The sequence below is a fragment of the Pseudarthrobacter phenanthrenivorans genome, assembly GCF_036455295.1.
Lineage (GTDB): Bacteria > Actinomycetota > Actinomycetes > Actinomycetales > Micrococcaceae > Arthrobacter > Arthrobacter phenanthrenivorans_C.
This window is the reverse complement of the sequence record NZ_JAYXNX010000007.1, coordinates 13,076-36,835: the sequence shown is the minus strand read 5'-3', so window position 1 is coordinate 36,835 and position 23,760 is coordinate 13,076. Positions and strand designations below refer to the sequence as shown.

Below are 23,760 nucleotides of genomic sequence, written 5' to 3'. Positions count from 1 at the left end.
CCGCTAACCGGACTTGGATCGCGATTCCTGAATCATGCGGCTGGCCTCGGCATAGCGCTCCTCGATGTACTGCTCGAGCATTTTTTCCTCAACGCGCCATTGCCCGCGGCCACCCACCTGGATGGCTTTCAGCTCGCCGCTGCGGACCAAGGCGTACGCCGCAGGAGAGTTGATCTGGAGTTGCTCAGCGACGTCCGCGAGCGTGAGAAACCGTGGCATGAACCCATTTTGCCATCAAGTGGCAGAGTTTGCGGCTGTTATCCACAGTTTGGCGGCATTTCGGAAAATGACTTTTGTTCCAGGGGCCTTGCGGTGAGAATGAGGAGTCCGGCCAGACCGGACAGGTCCGGCGTACCCAGGGGGAGAACGGTATGGTTCCTGATTCAAGTGCCACTGCACCACGGCTAAAGCGGCCATCGTGGAAGGATCCGCGGCTGTTGGTGGGCGTTCTCCTGGTCCTGGTGTCCATTGCGGGCGTCATTCTTCTGGTCAACAATGCAGACCGGACCACAGAGGTTTACGCGGCACGCGACGGTATTGCCGTGGGTGAACGCCTGACGCCGGAGAACGTGGTCCGTGCCAAGGTCCGGCTCGGCGACACGGAGCAGCATTACATCACCGTTGAGTCGGGCATTCCCCAGGACGTCGTCGCCATGCAGAGGATTGGAAAGGACCAGTTGGTCCCAAGGGCAAGCCTCGGTGCGGCCGACCGGCTGGACCGGAAGCCCGTTGCCCTGAGTATTGAGCAGACGTTGCCTTCCCAGGCAGTGGCCGGCGCCAGGGTGGATGTCTGGGTAGCGCAGCCGGACGCCAGGAACGGGTTCAGCGAGCCGAAGCTAGTCCTTCCCGGAGCTGAGATCGCAGAGATCACTACCGGGCCCACGGCGCTCGGCTCGTCGAAAACTACCGTACTGATGGTCCTGGTGGAGGACAAGCAGATGCCCGCGTTGCTCGGCGCACAGGCAAACGAGGCCAAAATATCGGTTGTCTGGAATCCGGGCGGCCGCCGGTGAGTATTCCCGTCGTTACCGTAGGTCAAAGCCGTGAGGATCTGGTGGGCGGTCTTGAACGGCTGCACGGCCCGGTTACGGTCGTCAGAAGGTGCAACGAGCTTCCCGAACTTTTGGCGGCCTGCCAGAGCGGACTTGCCCGGGCTGCAGTGGTAGCGGAGGGAACCGAGGCGTTGACCGCTTCCTTGGTGGACCGGCTCGGAGCTGTTGGCGTCGCAATCGTCGCATTGACAGATAACGACGAGGAAGCAGAAAGGCTTCGCAAAATCGGTGTAGCGTCGGCGCTGACGGGCGTGGACTCCGCGGAACTTTCGGACCGGATTGCCGACGCCGTCGCGAAACTGGGCGGTTCGGGCCGTCCGGCCCTTCGCAGCTCGCCTGCTGACACCGGCGTTGCCCTGGCGTGCGACCCGGTCGAACCACAACCCGACCCGGAGGGGCAGGGAACCGGAAAACTCATCGCCGTCTGGGGGCCCGCGGGATCCCCGGGAAGGACCACCGTTGCCGTAAACATTGCCGGGGAGCTGTCGGCTGACGGCAGCAACGTCCTGCTGATTGATGCCGACACTTACGGCGCAAGCGTAGCGGCGGTGCTGGGTTTGCTTGACGAGTCAGCGGGGCTCGCCCAGGCGTGCAGGCTCGCGGACCAGGGCCGGCTGGACGCGCATGCCCTCCGAAGGGTGGCAGTCACCGTAGCAACGGCATCCGGTACATTCCGGGTCCTGACCGGAATTACCCGGGCCGACCGCTGGACCGAGCTCCGCGCTGCGGCCCTTGCGATTGTCCTTGAGCGGGCCCGGCAGATTGCCGACATTGTGGTGGTGGACACGGGCTTTTGCCTGGAAGCGGATGAGGAACTCAGCTTTGACACGATGGCGCCGCGGCGCAACGCCGCCACCCTGCGTCCGTTGGAGCTTGCCGACACGGTCTACGCCATAGGCGCGGCAGACCCTGTGGGCGTACCCAGGATGGTCCGTGCACTCGCGGAGCTGGAGGTTGCGGTCCCGCAGGCGTCTCCCACGGTGATCATGAACAAGGTGCGTTCCTCTTCGGTTGGGCGGGCACCGGAGCGCCAACTCCGGGACGCCTGGGAAAGGTACGGGCCGGCTTTTGGACTCACGGCCTTTCTGCCGCATGACCCCAGTGCCGCCGATGCTGCCCTGTTGGCAGGGTCCCTGCTTTTGGAAGCCGCCCCGAACTCGGTGCTGCGGCATGCCATCCGCGGGCTGGTATGTGCACCCGTCCAGCAAAAACCCAAATCGTCTGTATTTTCTTCCACACCACGGCGCAGATCAAACGGATAGGCTCGCCATAAGAGCTGCAATGGTGCGGCGGATAACTCATATGGAGGCGTTGTCGAATGTCGTCTGGATCCAGCGTGGAGGACCAGCCCCTGTCAATTGAAGGCCTCGAGGGCTTCATGGGGGACTACTACCAGCACCTGGCCGAGGAGGATGCCCGAACCTACCCACGGGATGTCCTGGAGGCCCGCGCGCTGGAGCACCGCCGTCTGGCGTCTCTTCGGCAACCGGGACAGGAGAAAGTCTCGATCGTTGATGAAGAGGACAGCAGCGTCATTTTCGTCGTGACTGATGACATGCCGTTCCTTGTCGACTCAGTGAACGCCGAGCTTGTCCGCCAGCACGCGGCAATCAAGCTTGTGGTCCACCCGCTTTTCGTGGCCGCCCGGAACCGGGAAACCGGGGAACTGGTCAAGGTCAACCGGGTTCCGGCGCACCTGGGGATCTCCAGTGGGGACACGGCCGCGATGCCCAGCCTTTCCCACCTCATTGCGCAGGGCGAAAATGCCTCACACATGGAGTCCTGGATCGCCGTCGAGATCCAGCGGGTCCCCGAAGAGACCAAGGCATCACTGCTCGAAGGCTTGACCCGCGTGCTTCAGGACGTCCGCGCCGCGGTGGAGGACTGGCACAAGATGCGTCAAAAAGCGCTGGAGATCGCCGAAAGCCTGGACCGGGTGGCCAATTCCGGGCAGATTGCGGAACTGCGGCAGGCCAAAGACCTTCTCCGGTGGCTGGACGAGGGGAACTTTACATTCCTTGGGTACCGTGAATACGACCTGCTCAACGTGGATGGCGAGGACGTCCTGGAACTGCGTGAGGACAGTGGTCTGGGGCTTCTCCGCGCTGCCGCCGACTCCCCGCACATCCAGCATCTCACCGACACGGGCCGCAAAAAGGCCCGGGAAAAGCGTGCGCTGGTCATCACCAAGGCAAATTCACGGTCTACGGTCCACCGCTCGGCCTATTTGGACTACATCGGCATCAAAAGCTTTGACGCCGCAGGCAACGTCAACGGTGAACGCCGCTTCATCGGTCTGTTCGCCACCAGTGCCTATGCAGGTTCCGTCCGGGACATTCCCATTGTCCGCGAGAAGGTGGACGCAGTGCTGCAGAACGCGGGCTTCCCGCCGGACTCGCACTCCGGCAAGGACCTGCTGGGAATTCTGGAGACCTACCCCCGCGATGAGCTGTTCCAGATCGAGGTTCCCGACCTCGCCGCAACCGCGCTGGGGATCCAGAAACTGCAGGAGCGGCGGCGCACCCGGCTGTTCCTGAGGCCCGACATCTATGGACGGTTCATGTCGGCGGTGGTCTACCTGCCCAGGGACCGGTATACCACCAACGTCCGGCTCCGCATTGAGCAGGAACTGAAGGAAACGTTCCAGGCGGTCTCGATCGACTACGAAGCGCGGATGACCGAATCAGCGCTGGCGCGCCTGTTTTTCCGCATCCGCCTGCCAAAGGATGCCGACGTCAGCCACGTCAACACCGACGAGCTGGAGAAGCGGCTGGTCCGTGCAGCCAGGTCCTGGAGTGAAGGAATCAGCGAAGTCCTGCGCGAGGGACGGGATTCTGCTGAAGCCAAGCAGCTGGCTGCGATCTGGGCCGAGGCCTTCCCGGCCAGCTATCGCGTGGACTACGAAGTAGAGGACGCGCTTGAAGACATTGCCCGTTTCGAAAAGTACGGTGCGGCCGCCGAACGGGACTCCGGGGCGATGCAGGACCGGCCCGGTGTCCACGTGTACCTTCCTGAAGGTGCAGGCGCCACGCTTGAGGAGGACGCCCGGGTCAAGCTCTACATGCTGGAGCCCAAGAGCCTGAGCCAGATCCTGCCCTATTTCCACAATCTCGGCCTTGAGGTCCTGGATGAGCGTCCGTTCGAGATCGAAACAGCGGACCGCCGCGACTTCTTCCTTTACGACCTCGGCCTGAAATACCCGGCCGGAGTTGACCCACTATCAACCGGTGGTCTCCTCGCGGATTCCTTTGGCGCAGCCGTCACGGGAGCCGCGGAGTCGGACAGTTTCGACAGGCTGGTGCTGCGCGAGGGGCTGCACTGGCGACAGATAACAGTGCTCCGGGCCTACGCCCGGTACATGCGGCAGATGGGCAACAGCAGCTCTTTCGGCTTCATGGCGGACACGCTGCTGGCCAACCCGGACGTCACCAGGGGGCTGAGCGCACTCTTCGCTGCCCGCTTTGACCCATCCGTCAGCGACGAGGAACGAGCCGAAGCCCAGGCGTCCGTGGGGGCGAAGTTGGCGGCTTCGATCGAGAAGGTTGCAACGCTCGACGCCGACCGCGTGCTGCGCACCTTCGTTAACCTCATTGAGGCCACCCTCCGCACCAACTTCTACCAGGACAAGCCCCACCTGAGCTTCAAGCTGGATCCGGCGCAGATCGAAGGGCTGCCGTTCCCGAGGCCCATGTTCGAAATCTGGGTTTACTCCCCGCGGGTGGAAGGCGTGCACCTGCGGTTCGGCAAGGTGGCCCGGGGCGGCCTCCGCTGGTCCGACCGGCGGGAGGATTTCCGCACCGAAGTCCTCGGCCTGGTGAAGGCACAGACAGTGAAGAATGCGGTCATCGTGCCCACCGGGGCCAAGGGCGGATTCTTCGCCAAACAGCTTCCGGATCCCTCCACGGACCGCGCTGCCTGGATGGCGGAGGGCGTCGAAAGCTACAAGACCTTCATCCGGGGGTTGCTGGACCTCACCGACAACCTGCTCACCGAAGGCGACCGCGAACGGCTCGTGCCGCCGTCGAACGTTGTCAGGCACGACGACGACGATTCCTACCTCGTGGTTGCGGCGGACAAGGGCACGGCTACTTTCTCGGACATCGCCAACGGCCTTTCTGCTGAGTACGGGTTCTGGCTGGGCGATGCCTTCGCCTCCGGTGGTTCAGTCGGCTACGACCACAAGGCCATGGGCATCACCGCCCGGGGTGCCTGGGAATCAGTGAAGAGGCACTTCAGTGAGCTCGATTTGGATACCCAGACGGAACCTTTCACCGTGGTCGGTGTGGGGGACATGTCCGGGGACGTGTTCGGCAACGGGATGCTTCTGTCCCGGCATATCCGCCTGCTGGCGGCATTTGACCACAGGCACATCTTCCTCGACCCCAATCCGGACGAAGAATCTTCGTTTGCGGAACGGCAGAGGCTCTTCAACCTCCCCAGATCTTCCTGGGACGACTATGACAAGTCCCTGATCAGCGAGGGCGGCGGCGTGTTCGCCCGGCAGGCGAAATCCATACCGGTTTCCAACCAGGTGCGGGCCGCGCTTGGGCTTCCGGCGGACACCACAGAGCTCAGCCCACCGGAGCTGCTGCGTGCCATCCTGCTTGCCCCTGCAGATTTGCTCTACAACGGCGGGATTGGAACTTATGTGAAGGCGAGTTCCGAATCCAACGCGTCCGTCGGTGACAAAGCCAACGATGCGATCCGTGTCAATGGCCGGGACCTGCGGGTCAAGGTGGTGGGCGAAGGCGGAAACCTGGGCATGACGCAGCGCGGCCGCATCGAAGCAGCGCTGCAGGGCGTCATCCTCAACAGCGACGCGATCGACAACTCGGCCGGCGTGGACTGCTCCGACCACGAAGTCAACATCAAGATCTTCGTTGACCGCATGGTGGCCGCAGGCAAGTTGCCCGCGGAGGAGCGTGCCGACTTCCTGGCCTCCATGACGGACGAAGTGGCGAGGCTGGTCCTCGAGGACAACATCGACCAGAACATCCTGCTCCTGAACGACCGCACGCGGGTGGCGGAGTGGAGCCCCAGCTACGAGCGGCTCATGGACTGGCTCGAAAAGAGCGCCGACCTGAAGCGGGACCTGGAGGCGCTCCCCACGACGGAGACCTTGCGGGAACGCCTCCAGCAAGGGCAGGGCCTGACGTCCCCGGAGCTGTCGGTGCTGGCCGCCTACGCCAAGATCGAACTGGCCTCGGCACTGCGGGACAGCGATCTCGCGGACGATCCCTGGTTCCGGGGGACCCTCCGCGCGTACTTCCCGCACCAACTGCGCGAACGCTTCGACGCGGAACTGGATACCCACCCGCTGCGCCGCGAGATCATCGCCACGGTGGTTGCCAATGACATGATCAACCTGGGCGGCATCACTTTCGCTTTCCGGGTCATGGAAGAGACATCGGCCAGCGAAGTGGCCGTCGCAAAGGCCTTCGTGGCGCTGCGCGAGGTGTACGAGCTGGATTCGATGGTGGCGGAGCTCAACAGCCTGCCGGCTTCATTCCCCACAGAACACTGGAGCACCGTCCACCTGGACATCCGCCGACTCCTTGACCGCGCCGTACGGTGGCTGCTCAGCCAGGAAAGCGTTTCGCGACCCATCGCCGACGTCATCGCGGAGTTCAAGCCGCTGATGGACCCGATGCGAGCCCGGCTGCTGGATTACCTGCGCGGGGACGACCGGGAACGGGTGGCCGCATGGCTGGCGAAGGGCCGTGAATGGAAACTTCCCGAAAACCTGGCCCTGCGTTGGGCGGAGCTCTTCGAGAGCTTTGTACTCCTGGATATCGCCAGGATCGCCCGGTCCCGGGAGGACCGGGTGGAGGATATCGCCGCCGCGTACTACACCGTCTTCAACCGGTTCCACGCGGACTCGCTGCTGGAGCGGATCAGCAACCTGCCCAGGCAGGACCGGTGGCAGGCCCTGGCGCGCGCTGCCCTGCGGGATGATCTGTATTCCACGGTGTCCGACATGACCACCGCGGTGCTGGATGCCACGCCTGCAGGCGGGGAACCAGAGGCGCGACTCAAGGACTGGGAGGCGCAGAACGCCGAGCAACTGGGCAGGGCGAGGAGCATGTTCGACGAGGTGAACGCGCTTGAGGCCGACGACATGGCCTCACTGTCGGTAGCATTGAGGCTCTTGAGGTCAATCGTCCGACGCTAGCAAGACGGCGTCGCAAATGGAGGTGCAGTGGCAATCTTTACGGACCCCATCAGGGAGCATGCTGATTTCGGGCCGGGCGATGCCGAATGGCTGCACCTCCTGGTGGGGGACTGGCAGATGGTTGCGGACCTGGCGTTCGCTGACCTTGCGCTTTGGTTCCCCCACCCGGAGCTTGGGTACATTGCCTTGGCACATGTGCGCCCTTCCACCACCCACACGGCGTTCCACAGTGACTTCGTGGGCGAGGGAATCCGTTCGGACCTTCAGCCGCTGGTGGACAAGGCGTGGAACAGCAAGACCATCGAGCGCTCCAGCGAGACGAACTGGAACAGCGAAATGGCGCTTCGTGTGGAGGCCGTCCCCATGGTGCGCAACGGGCGGACACTGGCGGTGGTCACCACCCACATGGACTTGTCCAGTTCCCGGATGCCCTCACGGCTGGAGCTGACCTACCGCCAGTGTGCCTACGACCTCCTGCGGATGGGCACATTGGGGCTGTGGCCGGACTTTGCCTCGCCCACGGGTTCGCGCCGTGGCGCTCCCCGCGTGGGGGACGGGCTGATTAGGCTCGACGCCGACGGCGTGGTGCAGTACGCCAGTCCAAACGGTGTTTCAGCCTTCCGCCGGTTGGGGGACGGTGAATCGCTGGAAGGACGCTCCCTCGCCGAAGTCACCGCCGGCCTGCTGAAGGACCGCCGCATGGTCGACGAAACCCTGCCGCTGGTGGTCACGGGCCGCATGCCGTGGCGCAGCGAGATCGAGTCACGGGGGGTCAGCCTGTCGCTGCGGGCCATTCCGCTCCGGGATGAGCAGCAGCGGTTCGGCGCACTCGTGCTGTGCCGCGACGTCTCTGAACTGCGCCGGCGTGAGATGGAGCTGGTCACCAAGGACGCGACTATCCGGGAGATCCACCACCGGGTCAAAAACAACCTGCAGACGGTCGCAGCTCTTTTGCGGATGCAGTCCCGGCGTATGGTGAGCGATGAGGCAAAGCAGGGCTTGGAGCAGGCGATGCGCCGTGTCGCCACGATTGCTCTTGTCCACGAGACGTTGTCACAGGGCCTGACGCAGAGCGTAGATTTTGATGAACTGATCGGACGGCAGTTCCGTCTGTCAGCTGAGGTGGCGTCCCCCTCGCAGCAGGTCCGGACGGAGCGTGCCGGTACCTTCGGTGAGCTTCCCAGTGACCTTGCCACTCCTCTCGCGTTGGTCATCAACGAGTTGGTGACCAACGCCGTTGAGCACGGCCTGGAGGGCAGGGCAGGAACAGTGTGGCTGGTTGCCGACCGGTCGGACGGGGATGACGGCGAAGAGCTGACGGTTACCATCGCCGACGACGGCGTGGGACTTCCCGAGACACCGCACGTCGAGGGGCTGGGGCTTCAGATTGTGAGGACTTTGGTCACAAGTGAACTGGGCGGGACCATCAGCTGGCAGCGCCGCGAGGGCGGTGGCACCGAAGTGAAAATCCGGCTCAGCCTCGCACGTAAATAGACCGGCAGCCTCCGGCAACGGGCAAAACGACTGAGGCCCCGGGACAATCCAGATCTGGATTATCCCGGGGCCTCAGTCGTTAAAGCTGATGCTGTCGATGCGCCCTGCCGGCCTGGGTGTCCTAGGAGGCGCGGCGTGCGCGGGCTGCACGACGCTTGAGGGCGCGGCGTTCGTCTTCGCTCATGCCGCCCCAGACCCCGGCGTCCTGGCCTGACTCGAGTGCCCACTGGAGGCACGTGTCCACGACAGGGCACCGGCGGCAGACGCTCTTGGCTTCCTCGATCTGCAGGAGGGCCGGTCCTGTGTTTCCGACGGGAAAGAACAGTTCCGGGTCCTTGTCGAGGCACGCTGCGCGGTTACGCCAATCCATGCTGATCAGTTGCTCCATTTCTGGGAATTGCCTTTGTGAAATTATTCACTAGTGGCTACAAAGGAAAAGGGCCCTCTGGGCCCCCTTGGTCATCTGCATCAAGCCTGTCATGTTAACGCTGTGTAAACAAGGGGTAGGAACGCACGATATTCCTCGAAACCTGAGCGATGCATCACAGTGGCGGCCCCGGCCCTCACCAGTGTCCGACTATGTCCGGTATGGTGCGAGTGTGTCAAGACCCCCCATAGACCCAGCAGCGGCCTCGCCGACTCCCGATGACCGCCGCGGCGGCCGCGCTCGTAGGGACGATGGAGGGCCTGGGGCTATCCCGGGCGGAGCCAAAGTAGTCGCGTTCGTTGCAGCTGCGGAAGCAACGGCCCTGCTGGCCGCGGCCGGCTGGTATGCCTACGAGTTGCTCAGCGGAAGTCCGGTCCTTTCTTTCTGGGGCGCCGTCTTCACGCTGGGTCTGCTCCTGGCTTTCTCCGCGTGGTTGTTTACCGTCGGTGTCTTCCTCTACCGCGGTTACAGGTGGACCAGGGCGGCCGCGCTCGTGGCCCAGTTGTTCGCGCTGACCATCGGAGTGCCGGCCCTGACCAGTGGCCTCCTCCTGCCCGGAATCGCCATGGTGGTTCCCGCGATCATCGCCATCATTCTGCTGTTTTCCACAAGGGTGATCAACTACGCGTCCCGCACGGGCAGCCCTCCACCGGCCCTCTGACTTGCTTCCCCTGATCTGAGGCGGGCGGGTGCAAACCCCGTGGGGACGGCATCAACCGTCCGCTCCGGCCCATGCCACCTGGACGGGACAGGAACGGCCACCGGAGATTAAGACACCACGTCCGGGCGGGGGAGCTGGCTCAGTTTCAACCCGGATCCCAAACAGGTCGCCGTCCGCGGCTGAACGCGGTGCCAACAATAGGCCGACGCCTGCCAGACGGGCATTCATGATGAGCGGAACGCGCTGGAGGAGCACTGGACTGTACGCGGCGGAAACCACCAGGGAACACCCCAGGGCATTCAGCCGCTCCAGGTCCCGCAGGGCAGGCGGGGAAAGCAGGTCGACATCGTCAACGAGCAGCACGCCCTCACGGGAAAGCGCTCCTGCCTCCGCCCGGATCAGCAGGTGTTTCAGGAAGTCGCCGGCAGCCTCTGCCTGTCCGGCAGGCCCGGACGGTGAGGGGCAAGCGTGCCAGAGCTTCGTTGGGTTGAGTGCCTTCAACGCGTGCAGCGTATTGCTCCTGCCGCTGCCCGGATTGCCAAGAACAGCAAAGAGTCCACCGCCAGGCATGCGGAAGGATGCCGGAGCGGGCTCATCGCCGGCAACGCCAAAAGTGACATCCAGTTGCCCTCCGCTGGTTGCTCCCTGACACGATAATGAGCGCTCCCGGTCGGCAGTCTTTTCCGAGCCCGGGTGGGAGGACCCCGACCCCGGCGGTGGCAGGGCCGCACTGGACAGCGCCACGACCTGGGGTGCCGAGATCTTCAGGGGAAGGGGTTCCACCCGGAAAGGCGGTGGTGAGGCAGGTGGGTACCCCGTACGGATCCTGCCATAAGGCTTCATGGCAGGTCTGCGATGGAACTGGCTGATGGCAGGACCGCCGCCGGCCACTGGGCCGAAGGCTACCGCCCGCCCTGCAACGGCAGGGACGGCAGGCATCCGGGGCCAGAGGGCACGGCTCTCCTCGGTGGAACCGGCCGGAAAATAGAAGCGGTTGGGAAGGGTACCAAAGAACCTGGCAGTCACAAGTTCCCGTTCGCCCGAGATCAACAGGGTGATCTGGGCCCGGGCGCCGTCACGGACCAGGTCATGAACCAGATCCTCCGCCCAGGCCAGGGGTCCCGAACGGAAAGCCGACACCCAGGACCCCCACCCGGTGATTGCGAGGATGAGCGGTAGGCGACTGGAGGTGGGGCTGGCCAGCCGATCCCCAAGTTCACGGACGAGCCGCTCCAGAATTCTTACTCCCCGGCGAATGTCATGCAGTCCGGCGTGCGCGCCCGTTCCAGGTGCTCGAGCAAGCGGCAGAAGGCTCCCCGGGGCATCCAGGAAATAGAAATGAGCATCGGCTGCTCCGTTCATGACTTGGTGAACCGTTAATTCCAAAGCATCTTCGGCCCCGGAGGCAGCACTGCCGATGAACGCTGCATGGCCGTGATGGGCAGGGCCCCACCCCAGGGGTTCCACCTGTTGCCTGGCAGGCAGATCCATCAAGCCGAGCCGAACCTGGCCGGCCGGTGGTTCCTCCTGTTCTCCCCGGGATGAGCCGCCGGGAGCCGGTGCGGGGCTTGGACCATCACAAGCAGGTTCTCCCAGTTCTTCCGGAAGTGGAGGCGCGACGGGTCTTCTCGGGCTCTGCCTCCCTTGCGCAGAGCAGAGGGTCCGCACCATAGTTGCCAGCGGCTCGGCCGCCTGAACGGGAGTAAGCGCAGAAGCTGGACCACCCCGCCGGTCAGTCTCCCTGCAGAGGTAATCAGTTGTCCGGTGCACCGTCACGGGGGTATGTCCGCCGCCCCCAGGGGTGGAAGTCGATGATGCCGCTTGGAATTCCTCGGCCGGCTCGGTGCCGCGGGCAAGAAACGCGCGGCCGGGAGCATCAACCCCGATCGCTGCCGCTTCTTTGGTGTGGATGATATCCACCGACTCCATGTCTGACTGCACACGAAGGGCGATGCTGGAGGTGACGTTCGCGCGGATGTCCGCCGTGAGTGCCCCCTGCGGCCTTTGGGTTGCCATCACCAGGTGTATGCCCAGCGAGCGCCCTGTTGCAGCTATCCGCAGCAGTTCGCGGAGCACTTCGGGCGCATCGTCGACCAGCATCCGGAACTCGTCGATGACGATTACCAGATTGGGGAGGACAAACTCCTTGGCCGCCGCTGTAAGGCGGTAAGCGGAGATGTCCGGAACGCGGGCGGCCGAAAGGCGCATCTCCCGAAGTCGCACCTCAGCGCGAAGGGACGTCAGCGTTCGATCGATATCTGCGGCTGAAAGGTCCGTCTGAACCCCCACACAATGGACAAGGCCACTTAACGGGACCAATCCTGAACCGCCTTTGAAATCGATGAAGAAGAAATTGACCCGCTCCGGCGGATAGCTCAATGCCAGTGCCAGGGTGAGGCTCCGGAGCAATTCCGATTTCCCTGAGCCGGTGGTGCCTGCAACCAGGAGATGCGGTCCGTCTGCCTGAAGATCCAGTAGTTTCGGTCCAGATGCACCCAGGCCCAGGGGTACAGCAAGTCCATCGGATAGTTCGTTGGCCTCCCACCGTTTAGCGGTGGGGCCAGCTGCTAGAGGCAGGACTTCAGCCAGGCTGCACGCAGCGGGAACGGAGTTGACCTGCTCCTTGTCTGGAGGGTGGCCGCCGGCCAGGCGCCGGCAGTAAGCGGCGAACACTTCCTCGGGCACCAGGTCGGGTACGAATGCGGTCGCCCCACCGTTGAGCATCACGGCCGGAGTGCCCCCGGACAGATGAACATCGGACGACGGGTCTTTGCCCCGGTCCTGAAGGAAATGGAGGACCTGCCAGCCGTGCCGAAGTGCGGCGTCGCGGATTACACAATCCGCCTCCGCTGCAAGGGCTTCGCCCCTGATCAGCAGGACCGCGTGCCCCCAACCTGGAGGACGGCTGCTCCGCACTGCGCAGAGCGCTGCGTCTATAGTCGCAGTGAGCGTTACTCCCGGAAGATAGCGGGCAGTGAGAGGCAGAGTTCCGGGCTGTCCTTGGATGACGACGCGGGTACCTGCGGCCTGCGGATACCCAGCAAGTTGCATGAGGAGGGAGCGGAGGACCCCGTCGGTGGCGGCCCGGGAGCCGGACAGTGTGGTGAGAGGGCGGCCCGGGTCGAGCAGGACAGGAAGGTGTCCTGCCGGCGGAATTGCGCTGGGATTGGGTGCCGGTTCAATCCGGATGTTGGGTGCTTGTTCTGCCTCGCCCAGGCGCAGCCAAACGCCGCCGTCCTCGGAGCTCTTGGCTGGTGTCTCTTTCCTTTGGTGTGCTGCCAAGGCAACCATGGACAGGGGAGGACCGCACCGCCGTCGGCGCGTTTTGTCTTCTTCGACTGCGGCCCGCACCGCTGCAGACAAAGCCCGCCTCTGCCGGCGATTGCCAAGCGCCGGCACCACAAGTGAGACCGCAGAAGCAGCGGAAAAGGCAAGGAACATCCACATTCCTGTGAAGACGGCCAACAGCACCCCAATCGCCAGCGGCAGAACCGCCGTCACAAGGAACACCGCACGGTTTGGCGCGTCGATGCGGCCGGACACCACAATTGGCTCCGCCACGGACCTTCCGGCTTCTGCAAGGACCTGCCCGGGCAGGTCAGAAAACGTCAGTGAAAAGTTGGACTCCCCGCACTTGATCCTCGATGCGGTGGAGACTTTCGCGCTCCGGATCCTTTCACCGTTAACAAACGTGCCATTGGCGCTTTCCAGGTCGATCAACACGATGTCGGTCTCTCCGACAACCAGACGGGCGTGTTCACGGGACAGCTCCGGGTCCGGAATGGCAATCGAAGTGCCGCTGCGGCCTATGGTGTAGCTGCCCCGGCGCAAGGGTACGGATGTTCCCGCTGCTGCTCCGGTATCGACGGTCAGGACCAGATGGCTTCCAGAACCCCCACCGGGCTGACGACGCGGCCTCAAAGGCGCAGGGCCGCCGTCGACAAGTATTGCCGCTTCCACCAGCGGTGAAACTCCTACGACGAGGCCACAAAGATCCTTCCCGCCCACGGTGACTGTGCCCGCGCCGAACTTCCGCACCAACTGCTCGTGAATAGCGGAGCCCACAGTGCCGGCCGCTGCATCAATGGACAGTTCCAGGGGTGGGCCGCCACGCAGTGAAGCCGGGCCACCAACAAGCGTGCAATTGAGAGTCATTGGCTGTGGATCCTTCATGTAGGTACCCACACGCTAGCCAGGGTGCGGGGCCGGCCGCAGTCGCTTCGGGAGCTATGTGGATAAAGCTGCCGGGTGGGGTGCCGTGAAGGGGAGCGCACCGCTAGGATCTGTAGAGCCAGGAGGTCCTGCAGCGGTGAAGGAGACCCATTGAGCATGATTGCCGACAGCGCGGATGTTGATGCCCGGGCGCGGATAGGGGCAGGCAGCAAGGTGTGGCATCTTGCCCAAATCAGGGAGGCGGCCCAACTCGGGGAGAACTGCGTGATTGGCCGGGGAGCCTACATCGGGCCCGGAGTTGTACTGGGGGAGAACTGTAAGGTCCAGAATGACGCCCTTGTTTACGAACCTGCAGTTCTGGAGGCGGGGGTCTTCATTGGTCCGGCGGTGGTCCTGACCAATGACGTGTTTCCAGGGCAGTGACTCCCCCGGGCGTCCTGAAGACAGAGGAAGACTGGAACAAGGTCGGCGTGACCCTCCGGCAAGGAGCCGCCGCCGGGGCCCGGTCCGTCTGCATAGCGCCGGTGACCATCGGCGCCTGGGCCATGGTCGCTGCAGGTGCGGTCGTGACCAAGGACGTGCCAGACTTTGCCCTCGTTGCAGGGGTGCCCGCCCGCCGCATCGGCTGGGTAGGCAAAGCGGGGCGGCCCCTCCAGGAGGAGGGAGGACACTGGGTTTGCCTCGTCCTCGGGGAGGTGTACATCGAAAACGAAGGGAAGCTGCGCGCTGTATGACAGCCGCCTGTGGTGCGGCTCACGCGCGGATGCCGATTCGACTGGTCCTGCGGTCCCTCGGGTAGGCTAGAGCAGCAGACAATGCGCACCATTGCGCTGCCCGCATTCGAACCAGGAGATTTTGTGACCGCTGACCTCGTCATCGTAGGGTCCGGCTTTTTTGGCCTGACAATCGCAGAACAGGCCGCCACCGAGCTCGGCTTGAAGGTCGTCGTCATCGACCGCCGCCACCACATCGGCGGGAACGCGTACAGCGAAAAGGAAGAGCAGACCGGGATTGAAATCCACCGGTACGGCGCCCACCTTTTCCACACGTCGAATGAGCGCGTGTGGGAGTACGTTAACAGGTTCACCACCTTCACCGACTACGTTCACAAGGTTTACGGCGTCCACAAGGGCGAGGTGTACTCCCTGCCCATCAACCTGGCAACCATCAACCAGTTTTTCCGGGCAAACCTCACTCCTGGCCAGGCGAAGGAGCTCATCCAGGAACAGGCTGGTGAACTGGCCGGCACGGACCCCCAGAACCTGAACGACAAGGGCATCCAGCTCATTGGCCGCCCTCTTTATGAGGCGTTCATCAAGCACTACACGGGCAAGCAGTGGCAGACGGACCCCAAGGACCTGCCCGCGGGTATCATTTCGCGGCTGCCCGTGCGCTACAACTACGACAACCGGTACTTCAACGACAAGTATGAAGGCCTGCCGACCAATGGCTACACGGCGTGGATCGAAAAGATGGCCGAGCACCCCAACATCGAAGTAAGGCTCAACACCGATTTCTTCGATGAGTCGCACGAATACAGCAAAAACAAGGTTGTGGGCAACATCCCCGTCATCTACACCGGCCCGGTTGACCGGTACTTTGACTACGCCGAGGGTGACCTTTCCTGGCGCACCATCGACTTTGAAGAAGAAGTGCTTGAGGTGGGTGACTTCCAAGGCACTTCCGTAGTGAACTACAACGATGCCGACGTTCCCTACACCCGCATCATCGAACCCCGCCACTTCCACCCGGAGCGCGATTACCAGACCGAAAAAACGGTAATTATGCGCGAGTTTTCCCGGTTCGCCGAGAAGGGTGACGAACCCTACTACCCGGTCAACACCTCAGCCGACAGGGAGCGCCTCCTCAAGTACCGCGACCTTGCCGCGGCCGAAAAGGACGTCCTGTTCGGTGGCCGGCTGGGCACCTACAAATACCTTGACATGCACATGGCCATCGGTTCTGCGCTGAGCATGTTTGACAACAAGATCCGGCCGCACTTCGAAAGCGGCGTCAAGCTGGAAAGCGGAGGCGTGGACGCATGACGGCACCTGAAGAGTCATCCTCATGGAGCGCTCTTCAGAGAGTGATCCTCCCGTCCCCCGACCAAACAGACACCATCCCGCTGTATGTCGATGCAGGTCCTGCCAGCGGTATCCGTCTTCGGGAGAACGACGAACTTGCCCGCACGCCCAAGTTGCCTGAAGAAAAGCTGCAGATGTTCAGCTCAGGCAGTCGCGCGGCGCGCTTCGAAGATCTGCTTTCGAGGCAGTCCATGCGTGTCCGGTCCGGTGAGCAGATTTCCTTCGGGACGTACTTCAACGCCTTTCCGGCCAGCTATTGGCGGCGTTGGACCTCAGTGCGGGACATCCGCCTCGTAGTGGAGACCTCCGGGACCGGCGCTGTCACCGTCTATAAGTCGAACGCCCGTGGCTCCGTTCAGCGGGTAGATGGGCGGCATGTGGATGGAGACGCAACCTCTGTTTTCGAACTCTCGCTCAAGCCCTTTGGCGACGGTGGCTGGTACTGGTTCGATCTTGCGGCCAGTTCCACGGACCTGGTCCTGCAGAGCGGTAGGTGGGAGACCTTTGAGGTTCCTCGCGCCAGCGGTCAGGCGACGCTGGAAATAACCACCATGAACAAGCCTGATTTTTGCCTCAATAATGCCCGGATCCTGGCAGACAATCCGGAGGCTCTGGCAAACGTCAAGGAAGTCCTGATCGTGGATCAGGGCACCCAGAAGGTGGAGGACCAGGACGGGTTCGCTGAGGTCGAAAAGTCCCTGGGCGGCAAGCTGCGCATCATCAACCAGCCGAACCTCGGCGGTTCAGGCGGTTTCGCCCGGGGCATGTACGAGTCCGTTGAGAACGGCAGCGACTACGTCCTGCTCCTTGACGACGACATCGTCATGGAGCCCGAGAGCATAGGCCGCATGCTGATCTTCGCCGATCGGTGCCGCACCCCCGCCATCATCGGCGGCCATATGTTCGATTTGTACAACCGCAGCGTGCTGCACACCTTTGGGGAGGTCGTGGACCCGTTCCGCATCGTGCCGGCGCAGCCGCACGCGGACATGGAGCTTCGACACGACTTCGGGGTCGCCAATCTCCGGCAGACGGCGTGGCTGCACCGCCGGGTGGACGTTGATTACAACGGCTGGTGGATGTGCCTGATCCCCACAAAGGTCATCAGGGAAATCGGTCTCTCGCTGCCGCTCTTCATCAAATGGGATGACGCCGAATACGGCCTTCGCGCCAAGGAAGCAGGCTACCCAACCGTCTCCCTTCCCGGCGCTGCCGTGTGGCACGTCTCCTGGGCGGATAAAGACGACATGGTCGGCTGGCAGGCTTACTTCCACGAACGCAACCGGCTGGTCACCACCCTGATCCACAGTCCGTACCCCAAGGGCGGCCGCGTTCTGCGCGAATCAGTGCAAGCCGACGTGAAGCACCTCGTGTCCATGCAGTACTTCACCCAGCACGGCAGACTTGAAGCGCTCCAGGATATTTTCAAGGGACCGGCGGAACTCCACAAGGTTTTGGCTTCGAAGCTGCCGGAAATCAACGCGCTGAAAGACCAGTACTCCGACGCCCAACTCAAGGAAAACGTCGACGATTTCCCGGCGCCCAAGTTGGGCCGGGGCCCTGTAAGCGGAGCCCCTATCGGCATGCCTGCCAAGAAGGACCTGGTGCAGTGGGGGATAAAGACCGTGTCACGGCAATTGGTCAAGAACCCGGCACCCGAGAGCGCTGAGCGCCCCCAGGGTTTCCTGGCGCACCGGGACAATCGCTGGTTCAGGCTTGCCCATTACGACAGCGTGATCGTGTCCAATGCTGAGGGTACCGGTGCCTCCTGGTACAAACGTGATCCGAAGAAGCTCAAGTCCATGCTGGCTGAAGCCAGCCGGTTGCATTTGCGGCTGTTCCGCGATTGGGACAAGTTGGCTGAGCAGTACCGGGCGGCGGTCCCTGAAATCACATCCCTCGCAGCCTGGAAGAAGACCTTTGGGCTCGATGGCAGGAACGGAAACTAGATGGCCGGGAAAGTTGACGGATTCGTCAGGCCCGGGAGCGGACGCGGCCTGCTCGATGTATACGGTGACCGCTTCCTCCTGAAGTTGCTGGTGCGCAAGGAGATCAAGATCCGCTACCGCGGCTCTGTGCTCGGGTTGCTGTGGTCATATGTAAAGCCGCTCATGCAGTTTTTGATCTACTTCATCGCGCTTGGCATCTTCCTTAACCTCGAGCACGGCACGCCCAATTATGCGATCTACCTGTTCGCCGGAATAGTCCTCGTAAATTTCTTCACCGAAGCCCTGTCCAACTCGACGCGGTCCATCGTGGATAACCGGGACTTGATCAGGAAGATCTATCTGCCGAGGGAGCTTTTCCCTGTGGCCACCGTTTGGGTCTCTGCAGCCCACTTCCTGCCACAAATGATCGTTCTAATTGGCGCGTGTCTCCTCGTGGGCTGGGCTCCGTCGGTACTGCAGCTGGCTGCAGTTGTCCTGATCTTCATCATGGTTTCGGTGCTGGCGACAGGGCTCGGCCTGATGTTCGGGGCCGTCAACGTGTACTTCCGCGACTCTGAGAACATCGTCGACATGATTGTCATGGTGGTCACCTGGGCGTCACCGGTGTTGTACGTCTGGTCCATGGTGCAACGCGCGATGGGCCCATGGTATTGGCTCTACCAGCTGAACCCCATGACAACTGCCGTCGAAATATTCCACTGGGCCTTTTGGGAGCCCACGCTCAAGGCCGACCAGGTTGTTCCCGGCACGGTTCCGCCCGACCTGTTTACCCTCTGGCTGCCGGTGTCGATGGTGGTGACCCTTGTGGTGCTTTTCCTTGGGCAGCTGACGTTCCGCCGGCTCTCCGTACATTTCGCCCAGGAGCTCTGAAATGACTTCGCTCGGCCCCGTCGCCATCAGTTGTGTTGGCGTCCGAAAACAATTTGTTCTGCGGCATACACGCTCCCTGAAAGAAGCTTTGGTCTGGCTTGTCAAGGGCCGCAAGGGCGACCTGTCCAAGAAATTCCTGGCATTGAATGACGTGTCCCTTGAAGTTCGCAGAGGTGAAACCGTCGCACTCCTGGGACTCAATGGTTCAGGCAAGTCCACCTTGCTTAAACTGATTTCCGGAGTGCTGCAGCCCGACGGCGGAAGCGTTCGAACACGTGGAAGGGTAGCCGGACTGATTGAAGTGGGAGCCGGTTTCCACCACGACCTCAGCGGCCGGGACAACGTTTACCTCAATGGGGCCATCCTAGGCATGTCGGAAAAGCAAATAGACGACATGTTTGACTCAATTGTCGAATTCTCAGAGATCGGAGAATTCATTGATACCGAGGTTAAATTCTACTCGTCGGGCATGTACCTGAGGCTGGCCTTCTCCATCGCCGTCCATACCGATCCCGAGGTCTTCCTGATCGACGAGATTCTTGCCGTGGGCGACGAGCCCTTTCAGCGCAAGTGCATCGCCAAGATCAAAGAATTGGCTGAGAAGGGCAAAACGCTCTTTGTGGTGAGCCATGATCTTGATCTGGTGTCGACGATATGTGAACGTGGGGTCCTCCTTGAGCACGGCAAGGTGATCATGGACGGCGAAGTGCACGAGGTTGTCGGCGAACTCCGCAGCCGGAGCCTGGAAGCATGACCGCAGGTTGGTGTGGGGGAGCCGCATGTTGACGTGGTTACCCGCAGTACCGTCGCTCCTGGTTGCCTTCGCCGTTGTTTTCGTCCCAGGTGTTCTGGTCGGGTTGGGATTACGGCTTCGGGGGATTACGCTCTATGCTCTCGCGCCCCTGTTCACCACCGCGGTGGTGGCCGTCGGCCCTATCCTTTTCCAATTGCTTGGCCTTCGCTGGGACAAAACAGGCTTCATCATCGCCGCACTGGTCTTCGCTGCTGCGTCTGCCGTGATAGGCAGGCTCACAGGGCGTACATCATCTGACTTTCGAAGGGGCTACCCCGGGCGGATAAGGTCGGACATTTTCGGCCTTGGTTTGGGAGCCCTTGTGGCGTCGATCCAATTCATGCGGATGTTTGGACAACCACAACATATTTCCCAAACTGCCGACAATATCTTCCACCTGAACGCCATCCGCTACATAGTGGAGACGGGGTTCGCCTCGTCCCTGCAGCTGGGCAGCATGACGGGAATTCCTTTCTACCCCGCGGCCTGGCACACACTCGGCGCCTTGATTGTTGAATTTGCGGGTGTCTCCGTACCGGTTGCAGTATCTTCTCTGTGCATTGTCACGGCGGCAGCCGTCTGGCCCGCGGCCGTGCTCCTGCTCGCAAGGCAGGTGTGCCCCCGATCGCCACGGGTGGGAATCCTCGCCGGGCTGGTCGCTGCGTCCTTCCCCGCTCAGCCAATTCTTCTGGCGATGTGGGGGGTCTTGTATCCCAATCTCTACTCGACAGCGCTGTTGCCGCTCGCGCTTGCCTTGGTGGTGAGGATGCTTGGCTTCTCGTCTGACCTCAAGGGTCAATTTGAGGGGCTCGCTCTCCTCTGCCTCATAATCGGTGCTCCAGGTCTGGCTCTGGCTCATCCAGGTGCCGTTATGGCTCTGATCGCCATGGGTTGGCCGCTGGTGATCATGGCTCACCGACGGGCTGCCCGCCGCTTTCTTGCAGGGATGCCCGAGAATCGTGCGAGGACCATCGCCGTCGTCGTTCTCGTCCTGGCCGCCGCGGCTACCGTTGCCTTATGGGGCGCGCTTCGGCCGGAAGCTGTGGACTCCATCGGGCCCCCTGTCCAATCCCTGGCACAGGCTTTAGGGCAAATATTCCTCGCGGCACCCATGGGAGGTGCGGTCGGATTGTTCATAGCGGCCGGCCTTCTCGGTGGTCTTGTTCTCGTGACAAGGGTTGCGCCACTCCGCTGGCTGTTGGCCCTGTTTGTCGTGACTGCCTTCCTGTTCATCGCCGTTTCGTCCTTTGACCGCGTACCCTTCCGTGAATACATCACGGGCGTGTGGTACAATGACGCCTTCCGCGTGGCCGCTCTCTTGCCGGTCGTTATGGCACCGATCGTTCTCGTCGGATTCGACTGGTTCCTGGTCCGTGCTGTGAGGGTGGTTGATACTTTCCTGCACAGCGGGCACGTCGAACGTCGATTCGCCCGCCTTGCCGCGCTTGCGCGCCCGATTCAGTCATCCCGCATGTCCGTTCAGTCTGTCGTTTTGATCGTTTTCGTTTTCCTTTTCGCCGCCGAGGGCCAACTGGGGAACATGAGGGCGGCAGTGTGGGACGCGCAGAACGGTTATAACCAGACCAACCAATCGCAGCTCCTGAGCACCGATGAAGAGCATCTGCTCATGCGCGTCGCAGAGCACGTTCCCAAGGATGCGGTTATCGCCGGGAATCCATGGACAGGAGCCTCACTCGTTTACGCCTACACAGGTCGCCGCACCCCGGAGCTGCACACACTCTCGACGGTAAGCGACGACATGAGGACGGTCGACGGAAAGCTGCGCGACGCCCGAAGGGATCCACAGGTCTGCCCAGCCGTGGGCCGCCTCAAAGTGGGGTACGTGCTCGACTTCGGAACCAGGGAGTTCCGCAATTTCAGGCACGAAGCCTATGACGGGCTGCTGGGGCTGGATACGGCCGGTGTTGCGCACGTCATCGACCAAGAGGGCAGCGCCCGTCTACTGAAGCTCGACGTGTGCGGCGTTACCGAAGCGGCAACGGCCAATAAAGAACAGGGGCAATGAGAAGGTGGAGTGGTTGTCCGCTTTGGTGGCTGCGTTAGCGGCTCTTGCCGTGTTGTTCCTTCCCGGGCTCGTGATGGGCTGGATATGGAAGCTGCGAGGATTGGGTCTGCTGGTTGCGGCTCCTTTGCTGAGCGTGTCCGTCGTCGCGGTTTCTGCGGTGGTTCTCGCGCTCTGTGGGATCCCGTGGGGCGGCCTGCAATTCTTCGCCTCTGCGTTGATTGCCTGCGTCCTCCTGAGTGTTTTGCGGGTTTTCATGCCGCCCGGCTCACTCCGGGTCCAGGGAGGCTGGCCTCGGCTTTCAGCCGCTGGTATCGGTTTGGGCGCTGCCCTTGTGGGCGGCACACTGCTGGTTTCATGGGGACATCCAGGAGCCTTCTCACAGACAATTGATGACGTTTTTCACTTGAACGCCCTGACGTGGATAAAGGAAACACGTTCAGCGTCAAGCCTCACGCTGGGACAACTGAACGGCTCCGCCTTTTACCCCGCTGCCTGGCACGGCGTCGTCAGTCTCACCATGGCCCTCAGTGGCCAGACGGCGCCTATTGCCATCTTCGCGGTGTCGGCCATAGTTGCCATGGCGGTCTGGGTCCCCGGTTGTGTCTATCTCTGTCGGCAACTGCTCGGGGAATCCAGTCTCCTCACCGTGGTCTCCGGAGTGGCCTCCGGAGCTTTCGCAGCCTTCCCGCTGCTCCTTCTGGATTTTGGCGTGCTGTATCCGAACCATCTGGCCGTCGCCCTCCTGCCAGCTGCCCTCGCCCTTATGGTCCAGCTGTTGCGGGTTTCTGCATCTCCTGAGCTGGTACCCTCGTCAGCAGCGCTTTTGCTTTGCCTTGGGCTACCTGGCCTTGCTCTCGCCCACCCAAGCGCCCTGCATTCCCTTGTGGCCTTCACGTGGCCGATGTTCCTGGTATTCCTGTGGCGGAGGTGGCAGACGGCCGGGCGGCGCCAGCGAACTTACCTGGTTGTTGCTGCCGTGGCTGCGTTGGCGTTCACGCTTTTGCTCTGGAGATTTATACGGCCGGATCCTTCCTCCTACTGGAACCCGGTCGAAATGCGCGCCCAAGCCATCGGGGAGGCCATCATGGTGGCACCCCTTGGGCAGGCGTCCACGCCCATCATCGCGGTGTTTATTTTGCTGGGCCTTTTCTACCTGCTGAGGTCACCCGAAAGGCGTTGGGTGGCAGGCCTGTTCGCGGTTGGGGCATACCTGTTTGTGAACGTGGCTGCAATCGATGCTCTTCCCTTCCGGCGAACAGTTGCCGGCCCTTGGTATGCCGACCCGTACAGGCTGGCAGCCCTGCTCCCCATAGCAGGAATACCTGTAGTGTCCTGGGCCATAGTCTCGTTGACTCACAAACTGCAGCCCTTGCTCGTATGGAAGGGACGGCGCTTCTCCAGCCCACAGGTCGCAGGGCTGCTTGTGCTCGTTTTTCTGATTGGGCAGGCAACAAACGTCGTCCATCAGGTCTACTCGGCCCAGGGCAAGTACTCGCTTTCGGATACGTCGCCCCTTCTGAACCGGGATGAAAAGGAGCTTCTGGACGAGTTGCCTTCCCTCGTTCCTGACGGCGAGGTCCTGGCCGGGAATCCCTGGACGGGGACTGCGCTGGCCTACACATTTGGCCAGCGAAAGACTCTGCAACTCCATATGTTGGCGGCTACCCCTCCCGATGTGGATCTCGTCAACAGAAAGCTTGACGATGCACGGTGGGACCCAAGGGTGTGCGGAGCTGTCAACAGACTTGGACTCCGGTACGTGCTCGATTTCGGCAGGGATGAGATCGGCGGGGGAAACCACCCCTACGACGGCCTCTTGGGGCTGGACACAAAGGGCGTTGCGGAAGTGGTACGGCAGCACGGCGGCGCACGCCTGCTGCGGATCACGGCCTGTGCTGCTTCGTAGTCTCTGACTACTGGTACCTCCCGGCCAACTTGTGCGGACAGCCCGAAAGAAACCACCCATCATCCTCTGATGGCGGAGAAGGCACACCGCTGCCGGCTTGAAGCACCAGTCCCAGGAGAAGCTGCTGGAGGTCCCGTTGTCCCCGCGCAGCGT

General features: G+C 62.4%; 14 protein-coding genes and 1 pseudogene. 12 read left to right on the top strand and 3 right to left on the bottom strand.

Annotated elements, in window-relative coordinates:
• Positions 1 to 3 precede the first annotated feature (3 nt).
• A complete protein-coding gene (locus VXJ37_RS10805; RefSeq protein WP_331323043.1) occupies positions 4 to 219 on the bottom strand; it encodes a helix-turn-helix domain-containing protein in 216 nt (71 codons plus the stop codon).
• A gap of 152 nt (positions 220 to 371) precedes the next feature.
• Between VXJ37_RS10805 and VXJ37_RS10800 the strand changes: the two genes are divergently transcribed.
• From VXJ37_RS10800 to VXJ37_RS10785, 4 genes are read left to right on the top strand one after another with little or no spacing between them, the layout of a single operon-like run.
• Entirely contained in the window at positions 372 to 1,013 is a 642-nt protein-coding gene (locus VXJ37_RS10800) for a hypothetical protein (RefSeq protein WP_331323042.1), read from the top strand.
• A complete protein-coding gene (locus tag VXJ37_RS10795; protein WP_331323041.1) occupies positions 1,010 to 2,314 on the top strand; it encodes an AAA family ATPase in 1,305 nt (434 codons plus the stop codon). Before VXJ37_RS10800 ends, VXJ37_RS10795 begins: the two co-directional genes overlap by 4 nt.
• A gap of 56 nt (positions 2,315 to 2,370) precedes the next feature.
• A complete protein-coding gene (locus tag VXJ37_RS10790) occupies positions 2,371 to 7,224 on the top strand; it encodes an NAD-glutamate dehydrogenase (RefSeq protein ID WP_331323040.1) in 4,854 nt (1,617 codons plus the stop codon).
• Between the two features lie 27 nt (positions 7,225 to 7,251).
• A complete protein-coding gene (locus VXJ37_RS10785; RefSeq protein WP_331323039.1) occupies positions 7,252 to 8,718 on the top strand; it encodes a sensor histidine kinase in 1,467 nt (488 codons plus the stop codon).
• Positions 8,719 to 8,839: 121 nt separating this feature from the next.
• Here the strand turns inward: VXJ37_RS10785 and VXJ37_RS10780 are convergent, their stop codons facing one another.
• Positions 8,840 to 9,088 carry a WhiB family transcriptional regulator gene (locus VXJ37_RS10780; protein ID WP_003804966.1) on the bottom strand — a complete coding sequence of 83 codons (249 nt, stop codon included), beginning with the start codon at positions 9,086 to 9,088 and terminating at the stop codon, positions 8,840 to 8,842.
• A 325-nt stretch (positions 9,089 to 9,413) separates the two neighbouring features.
• On the opposite strand from VXJ37_RS10780, the gene VXJ37_RS10775 reads away from it, so the two are divergent.
• Positions 9,414 to 9,806 carry a hypothetical protein gene (locus VXJ37_RS10775; protein WP_331323202.1) on the top strand — a complete coding sequence of 131 codons (393 nt, stop codon included), beginning with the start codon at positions 9,414 to 9,416 and terminating at the stop codon, positions 9,804 to 9,806.
• A 51-nt stretch (positions 9,807 to 9,857) separates the two neighbouring features.
• Here VXJ37_RS10775 and VXJ37_RS10770 read toward each other — a convergent pair whose 3' ends face one another.
• On the bottom strand, positions 9,858 to 13,961 hold the full coding sequence (locus tag VXJ37_RS10770; RefSeq protein ID WP_331323038.1) for an FtsK/SpoIIIE domain-containing protein: 4,104 nt from the start codon (positions 13,959 to 13,961) through the stop codon (positions 9,858 to 9,860).
• Between the two features lie 174 nt (positions 13,962 to 14,135).
• Between VXJ37_RS10770 and VXJ37_RS10765 the strand changes: the two are divergent.
• From VXJ37_RS10765 to VXJ37_RS10735, 7 genes and pseudogenes are all read left to right on the top strand, one after another.
• Positions 14,136 to 14,713, top strand: a pseudogene (locus tag VXJ37_RS10765) (acyltransferase).
• Positions 14,714 to 14,836: 123 nt separating this feature from the next.
• The gene (gene glf / locus VXJ37_RS10760; RefSeq protein ID WP_331323037.1) at positions 14,837 to 16,024 is read left to right on the top strand and encodes a UDP-galactopyranose mutase; all 1,188 of its coding nucleotides are present in this window, start codon (positions 14,837 to 14,839) and stop codon (positions 16,022 to 16,024) included.
• A complete protein-coding gene (locus tag VXJ37_RS10755; protein ID WP_331323036.1) occupies positions 16,021 to 18,012 on the top strand; it encodes a glycosyltransferase in 1,992 nt (663 codons plus the stop codon). The genes glf and VXJ37_RS10755 overlap by 4 nt, the downstream gene beginning before the upstream one ends.
• Complete coding sequence (locus VXJ37_RS10750; RefSeq protein WP_331323035.1) at positions 18,013 to 18,882, top strand: ABC transporter permease; 870 nt, start codon at positions 18,013 to 18,015, stop codon at positions 18,880 to 18,882.
• Position 18,883: 1 nt separating this feature from the next.
• The gene (locus VXJ37_RS10745; protein ID WP_331323034.1) at positions 18,884 to 19,636 is read left to right on the top strand and encodes an ABC transporter ATP-binding protein; all 753 of its coding nucleotides are present in this window, start codon (positions 18,884 to 18,886) and stop codon (positions 19,634 to 19,636) included.
• 25 nt (positions 19,637 to 19,661) lie between these two features.
• Complete coding sequence (locus VXJ37_RS10740) at positions 19,662 to 21,701, top strand: DUF6541 family protein (protein ID WP_331323033.1); 2,040 nt, start codon at positions 19,662 to 19,664, stop codon at positions 21,699 to 21,701.
• Between the two features lie 4 nt (positions 21,702 to 21,705).
• Positions 21,706 to 23,607 (top strand): DUF6541 family protein, encoded by a 1,902-nt coding sequence (locus VXJ37_RS10735; RefSeq protein WP_331323032.1) that lies wholly within the window; start codon positions 21,706 to 21,708, stop codon positions 23,605 to 23,607.
• The last annotated feature ends 153 nt before the right edge of the window (positions 23,608 to 23,760 follow it).

What these genes read in the sequence shown, in the direction of transcription:
- VXJ37_RS10805 (WP_331323043.1), bottom strand. Translation starts at nt 219, where the DNA reads ATGCCACGGTTTCTCACGCTCGCGGACGTCGCTGAGCAACTCCAGATC.
- VXJ37_RS10800 (WP_331323042.1), top strand. Translation starts at nt 372, where the DNA reads ATGGTTCCTGATTCAAGTGCCACTGCACCACGGCTAAAGCGGCCATCG.
- VXJ37_RS10790 (WP_331323040.1), top strand. Translation starts at nt 2,371, where the DNA reads ATGTCGTCTGGATCCAGCGTGGAGGACCAGCCCCTGTCAATTGAAGGC.
- VXJ37_RS10780 (WP_003804966.1), bottom strand. Translation starts at nt 9,088, where the DNA reads ATGGATTGGCGTAACCGCGCAGCGTGCCTCGACAAGGACCCGGAACTG.
- VXJ37_RS10770 (WP_331323038.1), bottom strand. Translation starts at nt 13,961, where the DNA reads ATGACTCTCAATTGCACGCTTGTTGGTGGCCCGGCTTCACTGCGTGGC.
- VXJ37_RS10755 (WP_331323036.1), top strand. Translation starts at nt 16,021, where the DNA reads ATGACGGCACCTGAAGAGTCATCCTCATGGAGCGCTCTTCAGAGAGTG.
- VXJ37_RS10750 (WP_331323035.1), top strand. Translation starts at nt 18,013, where the DNA reads ATGGCCGGGAAAGTTGACGGATTCGTCAGGCCCGGGAGCGGACGCGGC.
- VXJ37_RS10745 (WP_331323034.1), top strand. Translation starts at nt 18,884, where the DNA reads ATGACTTCGCTCGGCCCCGTCGCCATCAGTTGTGTTGGCGTCCGAAAA.
- VXJ37_RS10740 (WP_331323033.1), top strand. Translation starts at nt 19,662, where the DNA reads ATGTTGACGTGGTTACCCGCAGTACCGTCGCTCCTGGTTGCCTTCGCC.